Origin of the sequence: Streptomyces rubradiris, from assembly GCF_016860525.1 — a bacterium.
In the GTDB taxonomy this organism is placed as follows: Bacteria; Actinomycetota; Actinomycetes; order Streptomycetales; family Streptomycetaceae; genus Streptomyces; species Streptomyces rubradiris.
The window spans coordinates 585,658-607,716 of the sequence record NZ_BNEA01000001.1; the positions used below are offsets into that span (position 1 = coordinate 585,658).

23 protein-coding genes and 1 pseudogene are annotated in these 22,059 nt (G+C 73.9%); 15 read left to right on the forward strand and 9 right to left on the reverse strand.

All coding sequences use genetic code 11. The features are described from left to right. Nucleotides 1–239 precede the first annotated feature (239 nt). From Srubr_RS02770 to Srubr_RS02795, 6 genes are all read left to right on the forward strand, one after another. Complete coding sequence (locus Srubr_RS02770; RefSeq protein WP_229926598.1) at nt 240–908, forward strand: ATP-binding protein; 669 nt, start codon at nt 240–242, stop codon at nt 906–908. Nucleotides 909–1,056: 148 nt separating this feature from the next. Further along, nucleotides 1,057–1,629 carry a TetR/AcrR family transcriptional regulator gene (locus Srubr_RS02775; protein WP_189993317.1) on the forward strand — a complete coding sequence of 191 codons (573 nt, stop codon included), beginning with the start codon at nt 1,057–1,059 and terminating at the stop codon, nt 1,627–1,629. A 149-nt stretch (nt 1,630–1,778) separates the two neighbouring features. Then, nucleotides 1,779–2,168 (forward strand): (R)-mandelonitrile lyase, encoded by a 390-nt coding sequence (locus tag Srubr_RS02780; protein WP_189993319.1) that lies wholly within the window; start codon nt 1,779–1,781, stop codon nt 2,166–2,168. 15 nt (nt 2,169–2,183) lie between these two features. Beyond that, nucleotides 2,184–2,768, forward strand: coding sequence for a DUF4865 family protein (locus Srubr_RS02785; RefSeq protein WP_189993321.1), 585 nt, complete (start codon nt 2,184–2,186; stop codon nt 2,766–2,768). Further along, nucleotides 2,765–3,676, forward strand: a complete 912-nt coding sequence (locus Srubr_RS02790; RefSeq protein WP_189993323.1) for a phosphotriesterase family protein — start codon at nt 2,765–2,767, stop codon at nt 3,674–3,676. Before Srubr_RS02785 ends, Srubr_RS02790 begins: the two co-directional genes overlap by 4 nt. A gap of 61 nt (nt 3,677–3,737) precedes the next feature. Next, nucleotides 3,738–4,784, forward strand: a complete 1,047-nt coding sequence (locus Srubr_RS02795; RefSeq protein WP_189993325.1) for a S66 family peptidase — start codon at nt 3,738–3,740, stop codon at nt 4,782–4,784. A 56-nt stretch (nt 4,785–4,840) separates the two neighbouring features. Here the strand turns inward: Srubr_RS02795 and Srubr_RS02800 are convergent, their stop codons facing one another. Continuing rightward, a complete protein-coding gene (locus Srubr_RS02800; RefSeq protein WP_189993327.1) occupies nt 4,841–6,091 on the reverse strand; it encodes an ROK family protein in 1,251 nt (416 codons plus the stop codon). 48 nt (nt 6,092–6,139) lie between these two features. After that, nucleotides 6,140–6,790 carry an alpha-ketoglutarate-dependent dioxygenase AlkB family protein gene (locus Srubr_RS02805; RefSeq protein ID WP_189993329.1) on the reverse strand — a complete coding sequence of 217 codons (651 nt, stop codon included), beginning with the start codon at nt 6,788–6,790 and terminating at the stop codon, nt 6,140–6,142. Between the two features lie 67 nt (nt 6,791–6,857). Between Srubr_RS02805 and Srubr_RS02810 the strand changes: the two genes are divergently transcribed. Continuing rightward, entirely contained in the window at nt 6,858–7,991 is a 1,134-nt protein-coding gene (locus tag Srubr_RS02810) for a methyltransferase (RefSeq protein WP_189993330.1), read from the forward strand. Between the two features lie 63 nt (nt 7,992–8,054). Here the strand turns inward: Srubr_RS02810 and Srubr_RS02815 are convergent, their stop codons facing one another. After that, nucleotides 8,055–8,918, reverse strand: coding sequence for a class II fructose-bisphosphate aldolase (locus Srubr_RS02815; RefSeq protein ID WP_189993332.1), 864 nt, complete (start codon nt 8,916–8,918; stop codon nt 8,055–8,057). Nucleotides 8,919–8,951: 33 nt separating this feature from the next. Next, the gene (locus Srubr_RS02820) at nt 8,952–9,833 is read right to left on the reverse strand and encodes an SIS domain-containing protein (RefSeq protein WP_189993334.1); all 882 of its coding nucleotides are present in this window, start codon (nt 9,831–9,833) and stop codon (nt 8,952–8,954) included. 135 nt (nt 9,834–9,968) lie between these two features. Here Srubr_RS02820 and Srubr_RS02825 point away from each other — a divergent pair, with 135 nt between their 5' ends. Then, nucleotides 9,969–10,748, forward strand: coding sequence for a DeoR/GlpR family DNA-binding transcription regulator (locus Srubr_RS02825; protein ID WP_189993336.1), 780 nt, complete (start codon nt 9,969–9,971; stop codon nt 10,746–10,748). A 285-nt stretch (nt 10,749–11,033) separates the two neighbouring features. Here Srubr_RS02825 and Srubr_RS02830 read toward each other — a convergent pair whose 3' ends face one another. Beyond that, nucleotides 11,034–11,429: a luciferase domain-containing protein gene (locus tag Srubr_RS02830; protein ID WP_189993338.1), complete on the reverse strand. Its 396-nt coding sequence runs from the start codon at nt 11,427–11,429 to the stop codon at nt 11,034–11,036. A 433-nt stretch (nt 11,430–11,862) separates the two neighbouring features. Here Srubr_RS02830 and Srubr_RS02835 point away from each other — a divergent pair, with 433 nt between their 5' ends. Continuing rightward, the gene (locus Srubr_RS02835; RefSeq protein WP_373313455.1) at nt 11,863–13,047 is read left to right on the forward strand and encodes an MFS transporter; all 1,185 of its coding nucleotides are present in this window, start codon (nt 11,863–11,865) and stop codon (nt 13,045–13,047) included. On the opposite strand, the gene Srubr_RS02840 is transcribed toward Srubr_RS02835, so the two are convergent. Beyond that, entirely contained in the window at nt 13,010–13,474 is a 465-nt protein-coding gene (locus Srubr_RS02840) for a hypothetical protein (RefSeq protein ID WP_189993342.1), read from the reverse strand. The two genes, Srubr_RS02835 and Srubr_RS02840, sit on opposite strands and share 38 nt — an antisense overlap. Before the next feature lie 154 nt (nt 13,475–13,628). Here Srubr_RS02840 and Srubr_RS02845 point away from each other — a divergent pair, with 154 nt between their 5' ends. Both Srubr_RS02845 and Srubr_RS02850 read left to right on the forward strand, forming a co-directional pair. After that, complete coding sequence (locus Srubr_RS02845; protein ID WP_189993344.1) at nt 13,629–14,021, forward strand: hypothetical protein; 393 nt, start codon at nt 13,629–13,631, stop codon at nt 14,019–14,021. Between the two features lie 16 nt (nt 14,022–14,037). Further along, nucleotides 14,038–14,773: pseudogene (locus Srubr_RS02850) on the forward strand (maleylpyruvate isomerase family mycothiol-dependent enzyme). Between the two features lie 36 nt (nt 14,774–14,809). Here the strand turns inward: Srubr_RS02850 and Srubr_RS02855 are convergent. Then, entirely contained in the window at nt 14,810–15,208 is a 399-nt protein-coding gene (locus Srubr_RS02855) for a MarR family winged helix-turn-helix transcriptional regulator (protein ID WP_189993345.1), read from the reverse strand. Between the two features lie 85 nt (nt 15,209–15,293). Here Srubr_RS02855 and Srubr_RS02860 point away from each other — a divergent pair, with 85 nt between their 5' ends. Then, nucleotides 15,294–16,784: an MFS transporter gene (locus Srubr_RS02860; protein WP_189993347.1), complete on the forward strand. Its 1,491-nt coding sequence runs from the start codon at nt 15,294–15,296 to the stop codon at nt 16,782–16,784. A 72-nt stretch (nt 16,785–16,856) separates the two neighbouring features. Then, nucleotides 16,857–17,132: a DUF6332 family protein gene (locus tag Srubr_RS02865; RefSeq protein WP_189993349.1), complete on the forward strand. Its 276-nt coding sequence runs from the start codon at nt 16,857–16,859 to the stop codon at nt 17,130–17,132. Between the two features lie 257 nt (nt 17,133–17,389). On the opposite strand, the gene Srubr_RS02870 is transcribed toward Srubr_RS02865, so the two are convergent. Beyond that, nucleotides 17,390–18,643, reverse strand: a complete 1,254-nt coding sequence (locus Srubr_RS02870; protein WP_189993351.1) for a geranylgeranyl reductase family protein — start codon at nt 18,641–18,643, stop codon at nt 17,390–17,392. Between the two features lie 131 nt (nt 18,644–18,774). Here Srubr_RS02870 and Srubr_RS02875 point away from each other — a divergent pair, with 131 nt between their 5' ends. Further along, nucleotides 18,775–20,130 (forward strand): dipeptidase, encoded by a 1,356-nt coding sequence (locus Srubr_RS02875; protein WP_189993353.1) that lies wholly within the window; start codon nt 18,775–18,777, stop codon nt 20,128–20,130. A 61-nt stretch (nt 20,131–20,191) separates the two neighbouring features. After that, entirely contained in the window at nt 20,192–20,887 is a 696-nt protein-coding gene (locus Srubr_RS02880; protein ID WP_189993355.1) for an MBL fold metallo-hydrolase, read from the forward strand. A gap of 13 nt (nt 20,888–20,900) precedes the next feature. On the opposite strand, the gene Srubr_RS02885 is transcribed toward Srubr_RS02880, so the two are convergent. Next, nucleotides 20,901–21,944: an NUDIX hydrolase gene (locus tag Srubr_RS02885; protein WP_189993357.1), complete on the reverse strand. Its 1,044-nt coding sequence runs from the start codon at nt 21,942–21,944 to the stop codon at nt 20,901–20,903. Nucleotides 21,945–22,059 lie beyond the last annotated feature (115 nt).

A 22,059-nucleotide genomic window follows, 5' to 3' on the forward strand; every position in this document is an offset into this window, starting at 1 on the left:
GCGGCGGCCGGGCGGGCCGGGCCGCGCGCCGGGCACGGCGCGCGGTCGCGGCGAGTTGCGGGAGTGCGTGCGCTGCGTCACGCTGGTCTCACGTCACTCTGGGTTTACCGGCGATAACGCTGCGAACCAGCCCGCCGGCCACGACAGCAGGCGGACGTTTGGACGCAAGCACCCTGCTGGATCCGTTGTTCTCCGTGTTCTTCCGGTTCCTCCGGACCTCACATCGGGGAGTCGCAGTCGTGACCAGTCATCCAAGCAGGCACTGCACGGTGGAGCTCCAAGCCCTGCCGTCGCGGATCGGCCAGGTCCGCAGAATCGTATCTGCGCAGTTGCGCTACTGGCATCTCGACCCGTTGATCGACCGGGCCGCGCTCGGTGTGACAGAGCTGCTGAGCAACGTCCACCGGCACGCCAGGCCCGACAAGTCGTGCACCGTGGAGCTGGAGTTGCTGCCTGACCGGCTCACGGTCTCGGTGCGCGACCACGACCCGCGTCTTCCGGTGCCGGCCGACGCCACGGACCCGGCGGACGCCATCCCGCTGGCCACCTGCGGGCGGGGGCTGGCGATGGTGGCCGCGGTGAGCGAGAGCTGGGGCGCGCGGCCGGACGGGGAGAACGGCAAGGTCGTGTGGTTCACGCTGCCGGCCACGGCGGCGGCCCACGGCCATCCCGCGCGACCGCCCCAGGAAACGTCCCGGCCGGCCCCTGCACCCGCCACGGCGGCGGTCGCGGGCGGGATCTCTGCTCCGCCGGGGGTCGGGACTGCGGCGGGAGGCGGTCCCGCCGTCCCGATGGAGGTGGCGGCGGCCGCGGCCCCCGTGGCCACCCCCGTGGCTGCCGCGGTGGCGAGCGCGGGGGCCGACGGTGGCGCGGCGCCGGGCGGAGCGGCCGGCTACGGCGGACGGTGATGCGGCGGGAGCGCCCCGGACTCCTTGGGCCCGGGCGCTCCCGCCGCGTCCGCCGGGCACCTGAGGGAACGGACTGACGGACGGGGAACGGATCGGCGGACCGGGAACGGACTGGCGAACTGTAACTACTAGTATGTAAAGTGCTCGCATGAGCACCTCGGAACGACTGATCGAGTCCACCCGTGAGCTGCTGTGGGAGCGCGGGTACGTGGGCACGAGCCCCAAGGCGATCCTGGAGCGCTCGGGAGCGGGCCAGGGCAGCATGTACCACCACTTCAAGGGCAAGCCGGATCTCGCCCTGGCAGCGATCCGGCGTACCGCCGCCGAACTGCGGGCCACCGCCGAGGCCCTGCTCGGCGGGCCGGGCACGCCGTACGAGCGGATCGAGGCGTACCTGCTGCGCGAGCGCGATGTGCTGCGGGGCTGCCCGGTCGGCCGGCTGACCATGGATCCGGACGTGATCGCGAGCGACGAACTGCGCGCGCCGGTGGACGAGACGATCGCCGCGATCCGGGACCGGATCGCCGAACTCGTCGAAGAGGGCAAGCGGCAGGGGCAGTTCGCGCCCGAGCTGGACGGCGCGGAGATCGGCGCGGCCGTGCTCGCGACCGTGCAGGGCGGCTATGTGCTCGCCCGCGCCTCCGGCTCCCCCGCCGCCTTCGACGCCGGCGTGCGCGGCCTGCTCGCACTGCTCGCGCCCCGGACTCACGGCAACCACTGAAACTCCCGGGCCCGCCGGACTCCCCGAACCCCCGGGCCCGCCGAACCCCCCGAATCCCCGAGCCCGCCCGGCTTCCCGAAGCCACCGGACTCTCCGGGCTCACCGGACTTCCCGCCTTCCCGAACACCCCGACAGGAGAACCGAGTCACGTGCACATCACCAGGCGCCGGCCCGACACCCGGCAGGGCCCGGCGGACAACTTCACCGGCGCGGTCTGGCTGGACGAGATAGCCGCCCCCGCCGCCCCGTCCCGGCTGCGCATGTTCAACGTCCACTTCGCACCGGGCGCGCACACGGCCTGGCACACACATCCGCACGGGCAGGTGCTGCACGTCCTGGAGGGCGAGGGCCTGGTGGGACGTACGGGCGGCGAGGTGGAGGAGATCCGCGCGGGCGACACCGTGTGGATCGAGCCGGGCGAGCGGCACTGGCACGGCGCCGGGCCCCGCACCTTCATGACCCATCTCGCGGTCGTGGAGGCCGCCGAGGACGGCACCACGGCCGAGTGGCACGCGCACGTGTCCGGCTACCCCGCCTGAGAAGGGAAGCACGAAGTGCACGCGATGCAGTACGAGTTCACCCTGCCCGCCGACTACGACACGGGGCTCGTCCGCTCCCGGGTCGCCCGCGTCGGACATGTGCTGGACGACTGGGACGGCCTGGGCATCAAGACGTATGTGATGCGCGAGCGCGGGGTGAACGGCTCGCCGGTGAACCAGTACGGGCCGTTCTACCTGTGGAACACCATGGAGGGCATGAACAGGTTCCTGTGGGGCGGGGCCTTCCAGGGGCCGGTCGACGACTTCGGCCGGCCGGCGATCCGGCAGTGGACCGGCCTGGCCTTCGAGGAGGGCACCGCGACCGCCTCCGCGCCGGCGTACGCCGTGCGGCGGCGCCAACCGGTGCCCGAAGGCGTGGAGTTGGCGTCGTACATGGCGGACGCGGTGGCCGAGACGGGGAGGCTGGCGGCCGAGGACGGCGCGGTGCTCGCGGCGGCGGCCGTGGACACGCGCGCCTGGGAGGTCGTGCACTTCTCCCTCTGGGAGCACGACGGCCCCAAGGCGGACGGGGACCTCTTCGAGGTGCTGCACCTGTCCGCGCCCGGACGGGACCGGCTCCCGCGCGGACGGCAGTGGTGACCGCCGTCCGTACGGTCCTCGGCGACCTCCGCCCCGACGAGCTGGGCGTGTGCGACGCGCACGACCATCTCTTCCTGCGCAGCCCGCGGTTGTCCGGGCAGGAACTGGACGACGTCCCGGCCGCGCGGGCCGAGCTGGCGGCCTTCCGCGCGGCGGGCGGCGCGGCCGTCGCGCAGTGGACGCCGTACGGCATGGGCCGGCGGGCGGCGGACCTGCCGGCGCTGTCCCGGGCGACCGGGGTGCGGATCATCTGCGCCACCGGACTGCACCAGGCGGCGCACTACGCCCCGGAGGTACTCAAGGAGCTGAGCGGAGGCCGGCTCGCCGAACTGTTCGTGACCGAGCTGACCGAGGGCATCGGCACGACCGGCGTGCGGGCCGGGCTGATCAAGGTGGCCGGCGGCTTCCACGGGCTCGACGCGCACGCCCGCCGGACCATGACGGCGGCGGCCGAGGCGCACCACGCCACCGGCGCGCCCATCGCCGTGCACCTGGAGCTGGGCACCGGCGCGCTGGACGTACTGGACCTGCTGTGCGGGAAGTTGGGGGTGCCCGGGGAGCGGGTGATCCTGGGGCATCTGAACCGCTCCCCCGACCCGGTGGTGCACCGGCAGGCGGCCGCGTCGGGCTGCTGGCTGGCCTTCGACGGGCCGTCGCGCGCCCACCACGCCACCGACTGGCGGATGCCGGAGGCGGTACGGTCCTTGGCGGAGGCGGGGTTCGGGGACCGGCTGCTGCTCGGCGGGGACACGGTGACGGCCGGGGCCCGCTCGGTCGACGGCGGGCCCGGGATGCCGTATCTGCTGCGCCGGGTGCGACGGCGGCTGGCGGCGGAGGTGGGTGCGGGGCTGGTGGAGCGGATGCTCGGGGAGCATCCGGGTCAGGCGTTCGGGGCCGAGTGGAAATGAGCGTGTTCCCGGCGGGCAAAACCGGGTGATCAAGGCCCGGCGGGTCCCTAACCTGGCCGGCATGATCACACCCGTGTATCCGCCCAAGCCCGTGCCCGGCGACCGGATAGCGATCCTCTCGCCCGGCGCCGGTCTGCCGGGCATCCTGCCGCTTCCGTACGAGCTGGGGCTGAAACGGCTGCGGGAGGACTTCGGCCTGGAACCGGTGGAGTACCCCACCACTCGCACCATGGGCGCTTCCCCGCGGGAGCGCGCCGCCGACATCCACGCCGCGTTCGCCGATCCGACGGTCAAGGCGGTGATGGCCGCCATCGGCGGGGACGACCAGATCACCGTGCTGCCCCACCTGGACCGTGAGCTGATCCGCGCCCACCCCAAGCCGTTCTTCGGCTTCAGCGACAACACCAATCTGCTGCTGTTTCTGCGCAACCTGGGCATCGTCGGCTACCACGGCGCCTGTGTGATGACCGAGCTGGGCCGCCCGTGCGCGCCGCACCCGATGACGGCCGACTCGCTGCGCGCGGCCCTGTTCACCTCGGGCCCGTACGAACTGCGCCCGGCCGGGCGCTACCGCGACACCGACCGCGACTGGGCCGATCCGGCCACGTTCGACGCCGAACCGGACTCCCAGCCGGCCGGCGGCTGGATCTGGCACCGGCCCGAGCGGCTCGTGGAGGGGCGCGCCTGGGGCGGCAACCTGGAGATCCTGTCGTGGCTGCTGATGGCCGACCGCGAGATCGAACGCGACCCGGCGGCCTACGACGGCGGCGTGCTGTTCCTGGAGACCTCGGAGGAATTGCCGAGCGCCACCGAAGTCTTCCGCATCCTGCGCAACATGGGGGAACGCGGCCTGCTGGAACGCTTCCCCGCGCTGCTGATGGCCCGCGCCAAGGCGTGGTCCTTCGAACGGCCGAACGACGCGGACGCCAGGCGGCGTTACGCCACCGAGCAGCGTGAGGCGGTGCTCCGCGCCCTGGACGTATATGCCCCGCACACCATGGCCGTCTTCGATGTGGACTTCGGGCACACCGATCCGCAACTGGTGATCCCCTGCGGCGGACACGTCCGTGTGGACGGCCCGGCGCGCCGGATCACGGTGACGTACTGACGGTGTGACCTGCTGACGGTCCGGCGTGACCTACTGACGGTCCGGTTCGCCCGGGGTCAGCCCGTGGTCCCGGCCAGTGCCGTCAACGGGTCGTCCAGGACCGGCTGCCAGGCCAGTTCCGCGGCGCCGACCAGGCTGCTGTGGTCCAGGGTGCACGGCAGGATGGGCACGCCGCCGCTCTGGCCCCACAGGCTGCGGTCCGCGACCACCGCGCGCAGCCGGTCCGGATCGGCCGCCAGCAGGGTGCGGTGCAGACCGCCGAGGACGATGCGGTCCGGGTTGAGGATGTTGACCAGGCCGGCCAGGCCGAGGCCGAGGCGGTCGATGAGGGCTTCGGCCGCCCTGCGGACGGCCGGGTCGTCGTACCGGGTGCGCAGCAGGTCGTCGGCCTGCCGCAGCAGCGACAGCTCGGGGCCGGGTGCGCGGCCGGCCTCCACCAGCAGGGCCAGCGGGTCGGCCTCCACGTCCAGGCAGCCGCGGCCGCCGCAGTGGCAGGGGCGGCCCTCCGGGTTGACCGTGAGATGGCCGACCTCCAGCGCGAGGCCCGAGCTGCCGGTGTGCAGCCGGCCGTCCAGCACGAGCGCGCCGCCGACCCCGCGGTGCCCGGTCGCCACGCACAGCAGGTCCCGCGCGCCCCGCCCGGCGCCGTGCCGGTGCTCGGCGAGCGCGACCAGGTTGACGTCGTTGCCCGTGAAGGCGGGCCCGTCGAGGCCGGCGGCGCGCACGCACTCCGCGAAGATCCGCCGGACGGGCGCGCCGACGGGCCAGGCCAGGTGCAGCGGGTTGAGGGCCAGGCCGTCGGGTTCGGCGACGGCGGACGGCACGGCGAGTCCGGCGCCGACACAGCGCCGGCCGGTCCGGTGCAGCAGTTCGGCGCCCGCCTCCACGACGCTGGCGAGCACCTTGGCCGGGTCGGCGTCGACGGTCTCGCAGCCGGGCGCGGTCGCCACGATCCGTCCGCCGAGTCCGACCAGCGCGGCCCGGAAGCCGTCGGCGTGGATCTGTGCCGCGAGGGCCACCGGCCCGTCCTCGGCGACCTCCAGCCGGTGCGAGGGCCGGCCCTGCGAGCCGGCCGCGGAGCCGGGCCGGGCGTCCACCCGGATCAGGCCGAGCGCCTCCAGTTCGGCGGCCACCGCGCCGGCCGTCGCCCGGGTGACGCCGAGTTCGGCGGTGAGCACGGCCCGGGTCGGCGCCCGTCCGGTGTGCACCAGCTCCAGCGCGGGTCCGAGGGCGCCGCGCCCCCGGTCCAGCCGCGCCCTCGAGGTGGTCCTCTCCCCCGCTGTCCGGGGATCCGCCTTGCCGTTCATGAGGGCGAGTCTCCCATGATCCGCGGCCGGGGTGACCGGTGCCGTCGGCTACCGGCCGCTCACCCGCAAGGTGATGTTCAGCCGGCCGGAGAGGCCCAGCCAGTCCGGGGCCGTGCCCGGGTGGACGCGCGGCACTCCGTGGTAGGCGAGCCGGGAGGGGCCGCCGAAGACGAACAGGTCGCCGCCGCGCAGCTCCACGTCGGTGTACGGCCGGCCGCGCGTGGCGGTGTTGCCGAAGCGGAACACGCAGGTGTCGCCGAGGCTGAGGGAGACCACCGGCGCGTCCGCCCGCTCGTCGGCGTCGCGGTGCATGCCCATGCGGGCGTCGGCGTCGTAGAAGTTGATCAGCGCGATGTCGTACGGCGCGGCCGGTACGGCGTCCGGGCCGAGCGCGTCGGTCACCGCGCGGCGGCCCAGCTCGCCGAGCCAGTCCGGGAACGGCTTGACGGGGGCGCCGTCGCCGTCCACGGCGGTGCGGGCGTAGGCGTACGGGTACCAGTGCCAGCCCAGGCAGACCTGGCGGGCGGTCATCGTGCCGCCGCCCGGGGTGCGGACCGTGCGCAGCCCGGCGGGGGGCCGGGCCCAGTCCCGGCAGGCGGCGAGCAGGGCGCGCTGCCGTGCGGGTGCCAGCCAGTCCGGGACGTGCACGGCGCCCGGCGCGACCCGTGCGCGCTCCCTCGGGAAGAGCTCGTCCTCCATGCCCCCATCCTGCCCCACGGGCCCTGAGCTGCGGCTCGGCTAGCCTGGACGCACGATGAGCGACCGTATGACGACACCGTGGGGCGAGGTCGAGCTGACCCGCTTCCCCGAGGATCCGCGCGACCGGCTGCGTGCCTGGGACGCCTCCGACGCGTACCTGCTGCGCCATCTCGCCGAGGAGGAGGTGCCGCTCACCGGCACGGTCGTGGTGGTCGGGGACCGCTGGGGCGCGCTGGTCACCGCGCTGGCCGGGCACCGGCCGACGCAGATCACCGACTCCTTCCTCGGTCAGGAGGCGACCCGGGCGAATCTGGCGCGGGCCGGTGTGGAGCCGGGCGCCGTGGCGCTGCTCACCACGCAGGACCCGCCTCCGGAGCGGGTGGACGTGCTGCTGGTGCGGGTGCCCAAGAGCCTGGCGCTGCTGGAGGACCAGTTGCTGCGGCTGGCGCCGGCCGTGCACGCGGACACGGTGGTGATCGGCACCGGCATGGTGAAGGAGATCCACACCTCGACGCTCCGGCTGTTCGAGCGGATCCTCGGGCCGACCCGGACCTCGCTGGCCCGGCAGAAGGCCCGGCTGATCTTCTGCACCCCCGATCCCGCGCTGGAGCGGCCCGCGAACCCGTGGCCGTACGCCTACGCCCTGCCGGACGGTGTCGGTGCGGTGTCCGGGCGCCCGGTGGTCAACCACGCGGGTGTCTTCTGTGCCGACCGGCTGGACATCGGCACCCGCTTCTTCCTGCGGCACCTGCCCGGTCCCGGCGCGGGACGGGTGGTGGACCTCGGCTGCGGCAACGGCGTGGTGGGTACGGCGGTGGCGCTGGCCGATCCGACGGCCGAGGTGCTGTTCGTGGACGAGTCCTTCCAGGCGGTGGCCTCGGCGGAGGCCACGTACAAGGCGAACGGGGTGCCGGGGCACGCCGAGTTCCGGGTCGGGGACGGGCTGGCCGGGGTCGCCTCGGGCAGTGTGGACCTGGTGCTGAACAACCCGCCGTTCCACTCCCATCAGGCGACCACGGACGCGACGGCCTGGCGGATGTTCACCGGGGCGAAGCGCGCCCTGCGGCCGGGCGGTGAGCTGTGGGTGATCGGCAACCGGCACCTCGGCTACCACCTGAAGCTGAAGCGGTTGTTCGGCAACAGCGAGACGGTGGCGTCGGACCCGAAGTTCGTGGTGCTGCGGGCGGTCAAGAAGGGTTAGGCGGTCCGGCCGGGGACCACGCCGCCCGGCCCGGCCGGTGGCGCGGTTCCCGGCCGGTGCCGGTCAGTGGCCGTCGGTCCGGGACAGGACCCCGATGATGCGGCGCACTTCGCGGGCCATCGCCTCCCGGCCCACGCCGAGGTAGGCGCGGGAGTCGACGGCCTCGGGGCGGGCGGCGAGGAAGTCCCTGATCGCGCCGGTCATGGCCACGTTGAGCGCGGTGCCGACGTTGACCTTGGCGATGCCTTCGCCGACCGCCGCGACCAGTTGCCCGTCCGGCACGCCGCTGGAGCCGTGCAGGACGAGCGGCACGTCCAGCGCGGCGGACAGCCGGGTGAGCAGGGCGTGGTCGAGGACGGCGGTGCGGCTGGTCATGGCGTGCGCGCTGCCGATGGCGACGGCCAGGGCGTCGACGCCGGTGCCGGCGACGAAGTCCCGCGCCCGGTCCGGGTCGGTGCGCGCGCCGGGCGCGTGGGCGTCCAGCGGGGGCCGGCCGTCCTTTCCGCCGATCTCCCCCAACTCGGCCTCGATCCACAGCCCTTGGGCGTGCGCCCAGTCGGCGGCGGCCCGGGTCGCGGCGAGGTTGTCGGCGTAGGACAGGCGGGCCGCGTCGTACATGACCGAGCCGAACCCGGCGTCCGCTGCCTGGCGGAGCAGGTCGTCGCTCTGTACGTGGTCCAGGTGCAACCCGACGGGTACGGCGGCCCGTTCGGCGGCGGTGACGGCGGCGCGGGCCAGCGGCAGGAGCCGTCCGTAGCGGAACTTCACGGCGTTCTCGCTGACTTGGAGGACGACGGGTGAACCGGCCGCCTCGGCGCCGGTGATGACGGCCTCGATGTGTTCCAGGGTGATGACGTTGAACGCGGCGACGGCGGCGCGGGCCGCTGCGGCCCGGGTGACCAGCTCGCCGGTGGGCACGAGGGGCACAGAGGTGTGTCCTTCCTGGGCGGGGCCGGCGGGTCAGGGCGCGAGGATGACCGAGCGGGTGAGGTGGCGCGGCCGGTCGGGGTCGAGTCCCCGGGCGGCGGCGACCGCGACCGCGAGCCGCTGGACGCGGACGAGTTCGGCGAGCGGGTCCAGCTCGCCCTCGATCCACATCCCACCGGTGGCGCGGACCTGCGCGGCGAGCCCGGCGGGTGCCGTGCCGAGCATCCAGGTGGCGGTGCCCTCGCCGGTCACGCTGATCGGGCCGTGCCGGTACTCCATCGCCGGATACGCCTCGGTCCAGGACAGCGACGCCTCACGCATCTTCAGCCCGGCCTCGCTGGCGAGTCCGACCGTCCAGCCGCGCCCGAGGAAGGTGAACTGGCGGCACTCCACGAGTCCTTCGGGCAGGGGGGCGTCGAGGGCGGTGCGCGCGTCGGCCACGACGGCGTCGGTGTGCAGGCCGAGGTGGGCGCGCAGCAGGGTGAGAGCGGTGGTGGCGAACCGGGTCTGGACGACGGAGCGTTCGTCGGCGAAGTCCAGGACCACGAGGTCGTCCGCGGCGTCCACGACCGGGGTGTCCGGGTCGGCGGTGACCGCGGTGGTACGGGTCCGCCCGGCCAACTCGCCCAGCAGTTCCAGTACTTCGGTGGTGGTGCCGGACCGGGTGAGGGCGACGACCCGGTCGTAGGACCGCCCGTGCGGGAACTCCGAGGCGGCGAACGCGTCGGTCTCGCCCTGCCCCGCCCCCTCGCGCAGCGCGGCCACCGCCTGGGCCATGAAGTACGAGGTCCCGCACCCGACGACGGCGACCCGCTCCCCCGCCCGCGGCAGCGCCTCGCGGTGTCCCGGCGCCTGTTCGGCGGCCCGTATCCAGCACTCCGGCTGGCTGTTCAGCTCGTTCTCGACATGGGTCATGGCCCACACCCTCCCCTTGCTGATTGTTCTTGCAAGGTATAGCGATCTTTCGAGCACAATCAAGCATTCGGTGGGGAAGCCGGGTGCGCTAGGGTCGCCGGGAGATCGTCCGGAGGAAGAAGACGGAGGCCGCGGATGTCCCGGGACGCCCGCTGGAAGGCGCTGCTGGAACTGCTCGTCGAGCGCGGCCGGCTGGAGGTCGAGGAGGCGGCGGCGGAGCTGGCGGTGTCGGCCGCGACGATCCGCCGGGACTTCGACCAGCTCGCCGAGCAGCAGATGCTGGTGCGCACCCGGGGCGGCGCGGTGGTGCACGGGGTGTCGTACGAACTCCCGTTGCGCTACAAGACGGCCCGGCGCGCCTCGGAGAAGCAGCGGATCGCCAAGGCGGTGGCCGAACTCGTCGCGCCGGGTGAGGCGGTGGGGCTGACCGGGGGCACGACCACCACGGAGGTGGCCCGCGCGCTGGCCGTGCGCGGCGATCTGGCCACCGGCTCGCCCGCGCTGACCGTCGTCACCAACGCGCTCAACATCGCCAACGAGCTCGCCGTGCGCCCCCAGTTCAAGATCGTGGTGACGGGCGGGGTGGCGCGCGCGCAGTCGTACGAGCTCATCGGTCCGCTCGCGGACGGGGTGCTGGGTCAGATCACCCTGGACGTGGCCGTGCTCGGCGTCGTCGGATTCGACATCGCGCACGGGGCGGCAGCGCACGACGAGGCGGAGGCCGCCATCAACCGCCTGCTGTGCGAGCGCGCCGAGCGGGTGGTGGTCGCCGCCGACTCCAGCAAACTGGGCCGCCGCGCGTTCGCCCGGATCTGCGGAACCGAGCTGGTGGACACGCTCGTCACGGACACCGCGGTGGAGCGGGAGACGGTACGGCGGTTCGAGGAGGCGGGCGTGCGGGTGCTGGCGGTGTGAGGCGGGGGGTGCCTGGTGCCACGCGGGCCGACGGAGCCGGCCCGGCTCGGGCACCGCGACCACTGGAGCGCCGTTCACCCCGCGGGCGGCAGCGACTGGAGTGCCGCTCACTTCGGACGCCCCACCCATGCGAGCGCCGTTCACCTCCGACACCGCGCCGATCCGGGCGCCGTTCGCCTCCGATACCCCACCAATCCGGGCACCGTTCGCCTCCGACACCGCATCAGCCGGGGCACCGTTCGCCTCGGATGCCGTACCGGCTGCCGCGCCGTGTGTGCGCCCGCCTCACATGCCGCGGAGGTCGGCCTTCACGAATCCCGCGCCCCGCTGGTCGTTGCAGGCCGCCGGCGGCCGGTCGGCCGGGTCCGGCCATGTCTGCGGGGCCTGGAGCGCCACGCTCACCAGCGTCAGCAGCAGGTCGACGTCGCTCGCGGCGTCCAGGCGCAGCGTCACCCACGGCGAGCCGCGCACGATTCTGATCGCGCCCGAGTCCTTGAGGTCCTTGGCGAACCGCCGGACGGCCCGGTCGGTGAGCAGCAGGTCGACATCCCGCTCGGAGTGGAAGTGGACGATCTCACCCTGGGCGGAACTCACCGCCTGCCCCAGGCCGCAGCTCGGCACGGTCTCTGTCAGATCCGGCCAGGTCGCCAGTTGCGCGAGCGCGCGCGAGGCCAACGTCATGGGCCCATCATGGCGCGCTCACCCGCCCGCAACCAGCTCGTGAGTGAGCATTAACCGACCCGTATCCGCCACGTGTTCAGCTACTCGTACACCTGCCCAGTCGCCGAACCGGCCCGCATGCGCACGGCGTTGCCTCGCCCCACACCGCCCAGTGCGGGGAATCCGCAGGTGGGCCCGTACGACAGGACTGCCGGTCCGGTCCCGCGTCCCGGGCACGCGCGCGCTCCGGGGCCGTGGAGCGAGCGAGACCGTCCGGGGCCGGGGTTCCCGAAAGGGCGAAGCATCGGATGCCGGTTCGTCACCGCCACGCCCGGGGACACACCGGTTGACGGCGGGCCGCGCGGGACGGGCCCGTAACCGTCTTGCCCCCGCCCGGCGCCGCCCGTACGCTGAGTTTGTGCCGATAGTAAACAAAACCCGAGTGCACAGCGACGTGCCGGGCCGGAGCCGCACGGCACTGCGCGCCGCGATCACCGCCTTCTTCGCCCTGGACGGTTTCATCTTCGCGGGGTGGGTCGTCCGCATCCCCGACATCAAGCACCAGACGCACGCCTCCACCGGCGCCCTCGGGCTCGCCCTGCTCGGCGTGTCCGCCGGTGCCGTGCTCACCATGACGTTCACCGGGCGGCTGTGCCGTCGCTACGGCAGCCATCCGGTGACCGTGGTCTGCATGGTGGTGCTCGCGCTGAGCGTGGCGCTGCCCCCGCTCACCCACTCGGCGCCGGCGCTGGGGGCCGTACTGCTGCTGTTCGGCGCGGCCTACGGCGGGGTGAACGTGGCCTTCAACAGCGCCGCCGTCGATCTGGTCGCCGCGTCGCGCAGGCCGATCATGCCGAGTTTCCACGCGGCCTTCAGCCTGGGCGGGATGGCCGGCGCGGGCCTCGGCGGGCTGGTCGCCGAGGCCCTCTCCCCCACCCGTCATCTGCTGGGCCTCACCGTGGTCGGGTTGCTCGTCACGGCCGTCGCCGGACGCACCCTGCTGCGCTGCGAGCCGCCGGAGCCGCCGGAGCGCACACCGGCGCAGGCGGCGCGACCGGGCGGGCGGAACCGGCGCGGGGTCGTGGTCGTCTTCGGGCTCGTCGCGATGTGCACGGCGTACGGGGAGGGGGCGATGGCCGACTGGGGCGCGCTCCACCTCCAGCAGGACCTCAAGGCCTCCGCCGGCGTCGCCGCGGCCGGGTACGCGTGTTTCGCGCTCGCCATGACCGTCGGCCGGCTGTCCGGGACGGCGCTGCTGGCCCGGTTCGGGCGGGCCCGGACCGTGGTCGCCGGAGGTACCGTCGCGGCGGCCGGCATGCTGCTCGGTGCCCTGGCGCCCTCGGTGTGGGCCGCGTTGGCCGGTTTCGCGGTGACCGGGCTCGGGCTCGCCAACCTCTTCCCGGTCGCCGTGGACCAGGCGGGTGCGCTGGCCGGCGCGTCCGGCGTCGCCCTGGCCTCCACCCTGGGTTACGGCGGCATGCTCCTCGGCCCGCCGGCGATCGGGTTCATGGCCGACTGGTCCTCCCTGTCCACCGCGCTCACCAGCGTGGCCGCGCTGGCCGCGGTCGCCACCGCCCTCGGCCTGGCGACGCGGCGCGCCTTCACAGACACCGTTTCGCCCGGCCGACGAAGCCGGTGACGAGGTCCCGGGTACGCACCCGCAACTCGTCCGACTCGGCCCTGCTGTTCGCCTTGGACAGCTTCGTGATCTCCACGAGCACGTCTTCCGCGGCCCGGCCGAACTCCTCGTCGTCCGTCGGCAGCTGCGCCCGGAACAGGGCCTCTTGGACCCGGGAGCGCAGGTCGTAGGCACGGACGCGGACCGTGCCGGGGTCCTCGGGCGGTGGCTGTTCGTGCTCGCAGAACCACAAGTGGACCAGGCAGCGGCGGTGGTTGACCAACGCCCCCGCATAGGCCGAGTACGCCTCCGGCCGCTCCTGCCGGAGGCTCTCGCGCCGGGTGAACCGGTGGCTTCTGTCCGTGGTGCGCCGCTGGAACGCGAGGGTGAGTGCCGACCCGAGCAGGGTGCCGAGGACGGCTACGGCGCTGGCGATGACGGATTCCATGACCGGCACCGGCGGTGCCGCACCTGTCGGCGGTCCGCTGCCGGTCCGTGCGTAGGCGTCGTCGCCCGGCGGGACACCGGCCGCCCGTCCCACGTTCGGGTGTTCCGGCGCCGTCACCGGGATGAGACGGCGCGGCCATGTGCATCGTCGCCTCATGACCAAGCGAAAGACACCCGCTCTGAAACTGGCCGCGGTACTGGGGACGGCCCTGCTCGCGAGCGCCTTCGCGAGTCCCTCGGCGAGCGCGAGCGCCGCCTCCGCCGCCGCCCTCTCTTCCGCCTCCGCCGCCGTACCCCCGGCCGTCGCGGTTCGCGCCTGTGAGACCGGCGGGCCGCACACCGACTTCAAGGGCACGAACATCAACATGCGCAGTACCCCGGGCGGCAACTACGTCGGCACCGCGAACCAGGGGGACTGCGCGTACTGGTACCAGACCGACTCCGGCCCCCGCGTCCGGTGCCCGGGCGGCTCCAGCACGACCGCCTGGCAACTCGTACAGAACAAACGCACGGGGGTGGTCGGTTATGTCTCCGCCTGCTATCTCTGACGACCGGCCGGCCCGGTTGCGGGTCGCCGACTTCCTCGAAGTCCTGGACCGGGAGGGCCGGTTGCCGGCGGCGGCCGCTGCCGCGGGGCCCGGCGCGGACGTGCCCCCGTGCCCGGGGTGGCACGTGCGCGATCTGCAGGCACCTCGGCGCCGTGCACCGCTGGGCCGCCGCCCTCGTCGCCGACCGGGCCACCGCGCGCCCGCCGTTCGGCGACCCGCCGGAGCCCGCCGACGACGAACTGGTGAGCTGGTACCGGGACAGTCACCGCCTGGTGGTGGACACCCTGGCCGCCGCCCCCGCCGATCTGGAGTGCTGGACCTTCCACCCCGCGCCCAACCCGTCGCCGCCGGCGTTCTGGGCCCGCAGGCAGGCGCACGAGACGGCCGTGCACCGTCATGACGCCGAAAGCGCGCGCGGCCGGGAACCGTCCCCGGTCGCCCGGGACTTCGCGGTGGACGGCATCGACGAACTGCTGCGCGGCTTCCACGCCCGCGACCACAGCCGACTGCGCAGCGAGCGGCCGCGCGTGCTGCGGGTGCGCGCGGTGGACGCGGGACCGGACGCCGTGTGGACCGTACGGCTCACGGCCGGGCCCGCCATGACCGTGCGCGCGGCCGAGGGCGAGGCGGAGGCCGAACTGTCGGGGCCGGCGGGCCAGTTGTACCTGGCGCTGTGGAACCGGACGGCCATCCCGCGGGTGACCGGCGACGCGGAGCTCGCGTCCCTGTGGCGGGAGCGGTCCGGGATCTGAGGGCCGGCCGGTCGGCGTCCGGGACCCGAGGTCCGGTCAGTCGGTCTGGGCCAGCATCCGGGACAGCACCTCGCGCTGCACGGGCCGTACCTCACCGTGCAGCGCGGATCCCCGCTCCGTGAGGGAGACCCGCACCGCGCGCCGGTCCTCCGCGCACATGCCCCGCTCCACGAGGCCGTCCTTCTCCAGCCGGGCGATCAGCCGGGACAGCGCGCTCTGACTGAGGTGGACCCGCTCGGCGATCTCCTGCACGCGGTAGGCACAGCCGCCGTCCGCGGCCGCGCCCTCGGCCAGTACGTCCAGCACCTCGAAGTCGCTCGCGCACAGCCCGTGCCCGTGCAGCGCCCGGTCCAGTTCGCACTGGGTGCGGGCGTGCAACGACAGGAGCTCCCGCCACTGCTCGACAAGCCCTCGCTCGGCATTCTTCGCCGCCATGCCCGCACGGTAGCAGAAAACCATGTTTGTTGCACTGTAATTAAATGAGCTTGCATTGAATGCGCGTGCATGTAATCTCGTCGCCATGACTTCTCCGCTCACCACCTCCGCGGCCCCGTCCCCGGCCGTGCGCTGGACTCCCCGGCTGTGGGGCACCCTCCTGGTGCTGTGCGCCGCGATGTTCCTGGACGCGCTGGACGTGTCGATGGTCGGCGTCGCACTGCCGTCCATAGGCTCGGAACTCCACCTGTCCACGTCGACCCTGCAATGGGTCGTCAGCGGCTACATCCTGGGCTACGGCGGCCTGCTCCTCCTCGGCGGCCGGACCGCCGACCTGCTCGGCCGGCGCCAGGTGTTCCTGACGGCGCTCGCCGTCTTCGCCCTGGCCTCGCTGCTCGGCGGGCTGGTGGACTCCGGCCCGCTGCTGATCGCGAGCCGCTTCGTCAAGGGCCTCAGCGCGGCCTTCACGGCACCGGCCGGCCTGTCGATCATCACCACCACGTTCCCGGAGGGACCGCTGCGCAACCGGGCCCTGTCGATCTACACCACCTGCGCCGCCACCGGCTACTCCCTGGGCCTCGTCTTCTCCGGCCTGCTCACCGAGGCCAGCTGGCGGTTCACCATGCTGCTCCCGGCGCCGGTCGCGCTGATCGCCCTGTTCGTGGGCATGAGGCTGCTGCCGCGCAGCGAGCGGGAACGCGGCCACGGCGGCTACGACGTCCCGGGCGCCGTGCTCGGCACCGCCTCGATGCTGCTGCTGGTCTTCACCGTCGTCCAGGCGCCCGAGTCCGGGTGGGCGTCGGCCCGCACGATCCTGTCCTTCGCCGCCGTGGCCGTCATGCTGATCGTGTTCGTCCTCGTCGAGCGGCGCAGCCCCAGCCCGCTGATCCGGCTCGGGGTGCTGCGCTCCGGCTCCCAGGTCCGGGCCCAGCTCGGCGCGCTGACCTTCGTCGGCAGCTACACGGGCTTCCAGTTCCTGGTCACGCTGTACATGCAGCAGGTGCTGGGCTGGTCCGCCCTGCACACGGCGCTGGCGTTCCTGCCGGCGGGTGCGCTGGTGGCGCTCTCGGCGACCAAGGTCGGCACCGTCATCGACCGGTTCGGCACGGGGCGGCTGATCGTGCTGGGCTTCGTCATGATGACGGCCGGGTACGCGCTGTTCCTGCGCATCGACCTCAACCCGGTCTACGCGTCCGTGATCCTGCCGACCATGCTGCTGGTCGGCGCGGGCTTCGCCCTGTCCTACCCGTCCCTCAACGTCCAGGCCACCAACGGGGTGGACGAGGACGAGCAGGGCATGGTCTCCGGTCTGCTGAACACCTCGGTGCAGGTGGGCGGCGCGATCTTCCTGGCCGTGGTGACGGCGGTGGTCACCGCGCACGCCCCCGAGAACGCCACCCCGCAGGCCGTCCTGGACAGCTACCGGCCCGGTCTCATCGTCGTCACGATCGTCGCCGTCGTGGGTCTGCTGCTGTCGCTCAGCGGACTGCGCCGGTCCCGGCCGGCCCACTCCGTCGTGGTCGCCAGGTCCACCGTGAGGGAGGCGGACGCCGACCGGGTACCGGTCCGCGACTAAGGGGGACCGCCTCAAGGTGCGCCCGGCGGGGGCTCGTTGCCCGCCGGGCGCACCTCTGCGAAGCTGACCGGCATGGACGTGCACGGGGGCCGCCGCAGCCAGGCGGAGCGGGACGCGATGACGGTCGAGATCGGGTACGCGCTGGTCAGCGCCGCGTTCGCGGCGGCGGTGCTGTTCGGGGCCGTGGCCGGGCCCGCGCTCCTCTTCGACCTGCCCGGCCCGCTGTCCACGGTGCTGCTCCGGCTGGGCCTGGTGGTCGCGCCGCTCGTGTTCACGGCCCGGGTGGTCAGCGTCCTGCTGCGTTTCCACCGGTCGGCCCAGCCCGGCCGGCCCGGCCCGGACTCGTAGGCCCGCTCGACGAGTCGGGCCCGGCCCGGCCGCCCGGCTGCGACCGCACGCGCACCCGGACGGCATCCCCGGCCGGACCGCGCATTCAGCCGACCGCGCGGCCGGAGCCCGATGACGGCGTGCCCGCCCGGACGGCACACTCGTGCGCACCGCACGCTCAGCCAGGCGCCCCCGGCCGGGCCGCGCGCTCGGCGTACCGTACGGCACGCCCGGCACCGCGGTCGGCCTCCGCGCCCCTGCTCTCTGCCCCCGCCCCGTCAGGAACCGACCGGCTCCTTTGCGGCGGGCTCCGCCGGAGGTGCCGGGCGGCGGTCGAGCGCGGTCAGGGCGCGCTGGGCGATCGGGCGGGAGCGGACGATCTCGGCGAGGGAGGTGGCGCCCGTGGTGATGTCCCGGAACGCCCGCCATGCCGGACGGAAGCCGGTGAGCGCCGCGTGGAACAGGCCCGGACGCCGCTCGAACACGGACAGCAGGCGCTTGCCGACGCTCATCTCGACACCGAGCCCTGCCTTGATCGCGAACGCGTAGTTCAGGGCCTGGCGCCGGGTGTCCACCGCGTCGTGCGCCTCGGCGATGCGCACCGCCCACTCCCCCGCCAGCCGGCCCGAGCGCAGCGCGAAGGAGATGCCCTCGCGGGTCCAGGGCTCCAGCAGGCCCGCCGCGTCGCCGCAGACCAGGACCCGGCCCCGGGACAGCGGCGAGTCGTCGGCGCGGCAGCGGGTCAGATGCCCGGAGGAGAGGGACGGCTCGAACCCGGCGAGACCCAGCCGGGCGATGAAATCCTCCAGGTACCGCTTGGTGGCGGCTCCTTCACCGCGTGCGGAGATCACGCCGACGGTCAGCGTGTCGCCCTTCGGGAACACCCAGCCGTAACTGCCCGGCAGCGGCCCCCAGTCGATGAGGACCCGTCCCTTCCAGTCCTCGGCGACGGTCTCCGGCACCGGGATCTCCGCCTCCAGGCCGAGGTCGACCTGTTCGAGCTTCACACCGACGTGGGCTCCTATCCGGCTGGCGCTGCCGTCGGCGCCGACGACCGCGCGGGCCAGCACCGTCTCCCCGCCCTGGAGGACGACGGCGACCGTGCGCCGGTCCGGCACCGCCGAGCCGTGCTGCTCGACCCGCTGGACCGTGACGCCCGTACGCAGCTCGGCGCCCGCCTTCTGGGCGTGCTCGACCAGCTGCTGGTCGAACTCCGGCCGGTTGATCAGGCCGAACAGCATCTGCTTGGAGCGGCGGGTCCGGGTGAAGCGGCCGTTGTGGGAGAACGTGACGGCGTGCACCCGGTCCCGGAAGGGCAGTTCGAAGCCGGGCGGCAGCGCGTCGCGCGAGGGGCCGATGATGCCGCCGCCGCACGTCTTGTACCGCGGCAGCTCGGCCTTCTCCAGCAACAGCACACGCCGTCCCGCGACCGCCGCCGCGTAGGCGGCCGAGGCGCCCGCCGGGCCCGCGCCCACCACGACGACGTCCCACACGCGCCGCACGTCGTCCGCTGAAGAGTTCTCGCCGCTCACGATGGTCTACCGCTCCGCTCAAGCCGCTGCCAAGTGTCTGTCGCATCCTACGGCGGCCGTCCACGCGATCCGCTGTGGGAGGATCGTTGTACCCACCCCCGTACCACGTCGCACCCACGAGGAGCGTGCCCATGCCGTTGAATCCGCTCGCCGAGACCGTCGCCTCGCTGCTGCCCCGGGCGAAGGCGGAGCTGGCCGAACTGGTCGCCTTCAGGTCGGTGGCGGACTTCTCACAGTTCCCGAGGAGCGAGAGCGAGGCCGCCGCCGGCTGGATCGCCGACGCGCTGCGGGCCGAGGGATTCACGGACGTGGCCCTGCTGGACACCCCCGACGGCACCCAGTCGGTGTACGGCTACCTGCCGGGACCGGAGGGCGCCAAGACGGTCCTGCTCTACGCGCACTACGACGTGCAGCCCCCGCTGGACGAGGCCGGCTGGGCCACTCCGCCGTTCGAGCTGACCGAGCGCGACGGCCGCTGGTACGGCCGCGGGACCGCCGACTGCAAGGGCGGGTTCATCATGCACCTGCTCGCCCTGCGCGCCCTGAAGGCGAACGGCGGCGTCCCGGTGCACGTGAAGGTGATCGTGGAGGGCTCGGAGGAGCAGGGCACGGGCGGCCTGGAGCGGTACGCCGAGCAGCACCCGGAACTCCTCGCGGCGGACACGATCGTCATCGGTGACGCGGGCAACTTCCGGGCCGGCCTGCCGACCGTGACCAGCACCCTGCGCGGCACGATCCTGGTCCGGGTGCGCGTCGACACCCTGGCCGGCAATCTGCACTCGGGCCAGTTCGGGGGCGCCGCCCCGGACGCGCTGGGCGCGCTGATCCGGGCGCTGGACTCGCTGCGCGGCGAGGACGGCTCCACCACCATCGACGGCCTGGACGCCACGGCGCGGTGGGACGGCCTGGAGTACACCGAGGAGCAGTTCCGCGCGGACGCCAAGGTGCTGGACGGCGTCGGGCTGATCGGTGACGGCTCGGTCGCCGACCGCCTCTGGGCCCGCCCGGCGGTCACCGTGCTCGGCATCGACTGCCCGCCGGTGGTCGGCGCCACCCCGTCGGTGCAGGCCGGCGCCGGTGCCCTGGTCAACCTGCGGGTGCCGCCGGGCACGGACACGGCGGAGGCCACCAAGCTGCTCCAGGCGCACATAGAGGCGCACACCCCGTGGGGCGCCCGGGTCACCACCGAGCCGATCGGCCAGGGGCAGCCGTTCCGCGCCGACACCGCCAGCCCCGCCTACCGGGCGATGGCCGAGGCGATGGCGGTGGCCTACCCCGGCGAGACCATGCAGTACGCGGGTCAGGGCGGCACCATCCCGCTGTGCAACACCCTCGCCGCGTTGTACCCGCGGGCGGAGATCCTGCTCATCGGGCTGAGCGAGCCGGAGGCGCAGATCCACGCGGTCAACGAGAGCGTGTGCCCCGAGGAGCTGGAGCGGCTGTCCGTGGCCGAGGCGCAGTTCCTGCGCAATTACGCGGCGGGCTGATCTCTTCTGCCCACGGCAGAGGGCCCTCGCCCGCGGGCGGGGGCCTCTTTACGGTCGGCGCATGGACGTCATCCGACTGCTGCCCCGGCTGCACCTGTTGCGCTTTCCCGTCGGCCAGGCCTATCTCTGGTGCGACGACGAGGAGTTGACCCTGATCGACGCGGGCCCGGCCGGCGCCGGCCGGCCGATCGCCGACGCGGTCACCGCGCTGGGGCACGACCCCGGGGATGTACGACGCGTCGTGCTCACCCACTTCCACGAGGATCACGTCGGCGGAGCGGGCGAGTTCGCCGCGCTGAGCGGGGCCCAGGTACTGGCGCACCACCTGGACGCCCCGTTCGTCCGCGGGGAACGGCCGGGCCCGCCGCCGCGGATGGAGGAGTGGGAGCGGCCCCTGCACGCGGCGGCCCTCGCGCGGATGCCCCCGGGCCCTCTGGTGCCGCCGGCCTCGCTCACCGAGCTGTCCGACGGCGATGTGCTGGACTTCGGCGGTGGCGCCCGGGTGGTGCACGTCCCCGGGCACACGGACGGCAGCATCGCGGTGTTCCTGCCCGCGCACGGTGTGCTGTTCACCGGGGACACGGTGGCGGCGGCGCCGGACGACGGGACGCCGATCCCCGGGGTGTTCAACCTGGACCGGGCGCAGCTCCTGGCGTCCATACGCCGGTTGGCGGACCTGGGCGCACAGGTCGCGTGCTTCGGGCACGGCGACCCGGTGCTGTCCGGCGCCGCCGCCGTGCTCCGCTCGCTCGGCTAGCCGCACCGCGGGGTCAGCCGACCGGCACCCCCGCCTCCAGGTAGAGCGCGCTGCCCCGTTCCCGGGCGCGCAGCGCCCAGCGCAGCCGCTCGTAGCGGACCGGGGGCAGCATCGCGGCGGCCTCCTGCTCGGTGGCGAACCGCCAGGCACGCAGCTCGGGTCCGGGCAGCAGCACCCGGGACACCTCACCGGGTCCCAGCCGGCCGCCGTCGAAGAGCAGCCGCAGCCCGCCGTAGCCGGGCGGGGCGGGGCGTTCCCAGTCCACGACCAGCAGCCGGGGCACCTCGCGCAGCTGTATCCCGGTCTCCTCGGCGACCTCGCGCATCCCGGCGCGGGCCGGCGCCTCGCCGCGTTCCACCACGCCGCCGGGGAACTCCCAGCCGGGCTTGTAGGTGGGGTCGACGAGCAGCACCCGGTCGTGCTCGTCGAAGAGCAGCACCCCGGCGGCGAGCGTCTCGGCGGTCGGCTCCGGGGTCTGCACGATGTCGCAGGCGGGTACGGCGCCGTTGCCGACGGCCTCGGCGATGCGGACGGCGGTCTCGTACGGGGTGAGGGCGCTGGTGTCGAGCGGGTGGGCGTCGGCGGTGAGCCAGGAGGCGAGGGCGGCGCGGTAGGGCTCGAGGTGGTCGTAGGACCACTGCCGGACGCGTATCTCGCCGTCGGGTGTCTCGGGCGGGATCTCCCGGCCGGCTATCCGCTCCCGCAGGATCGTTTCGGTGGGGGCGAGGAGCAGATGGTGCACCGGAATGCGGCGGGCGGCGAGCCCGCCGAAGATCTCGTCGCGGTACTCCTGGCGGAGCAGGGTCATCGGCACCACGAGGGTGCCGCCCAGCTCGGCTAGCATGGCGGCGGCCGTGTCGACCACGAGCCGGCGCCAGATCGGCAGGTCCTGGAAGTCGCCTGCCTCGGCGAGACGCTTGGGCGGCAGCAGGTGCGTCAGTGCCCCGCCGATGATCTCGGGGTCGAAGAGCGCGCTGTTCGGGATCAGTTCGATCAGTTCCCGTGCGGCCGTGGTCTTCCCCGCACCGAACGCGCCGTTGATCCAGACGACGGTCACGGACTCCCCCTCTTCTGTTGGCCCCCTGAGGATTGCCCGCTCCACCCTGCCATGGAAACCCCCCGCCGTTGAGGGCGCCTGCCCTCGCGTACACACGGACGTGCCGGTGTCCCCT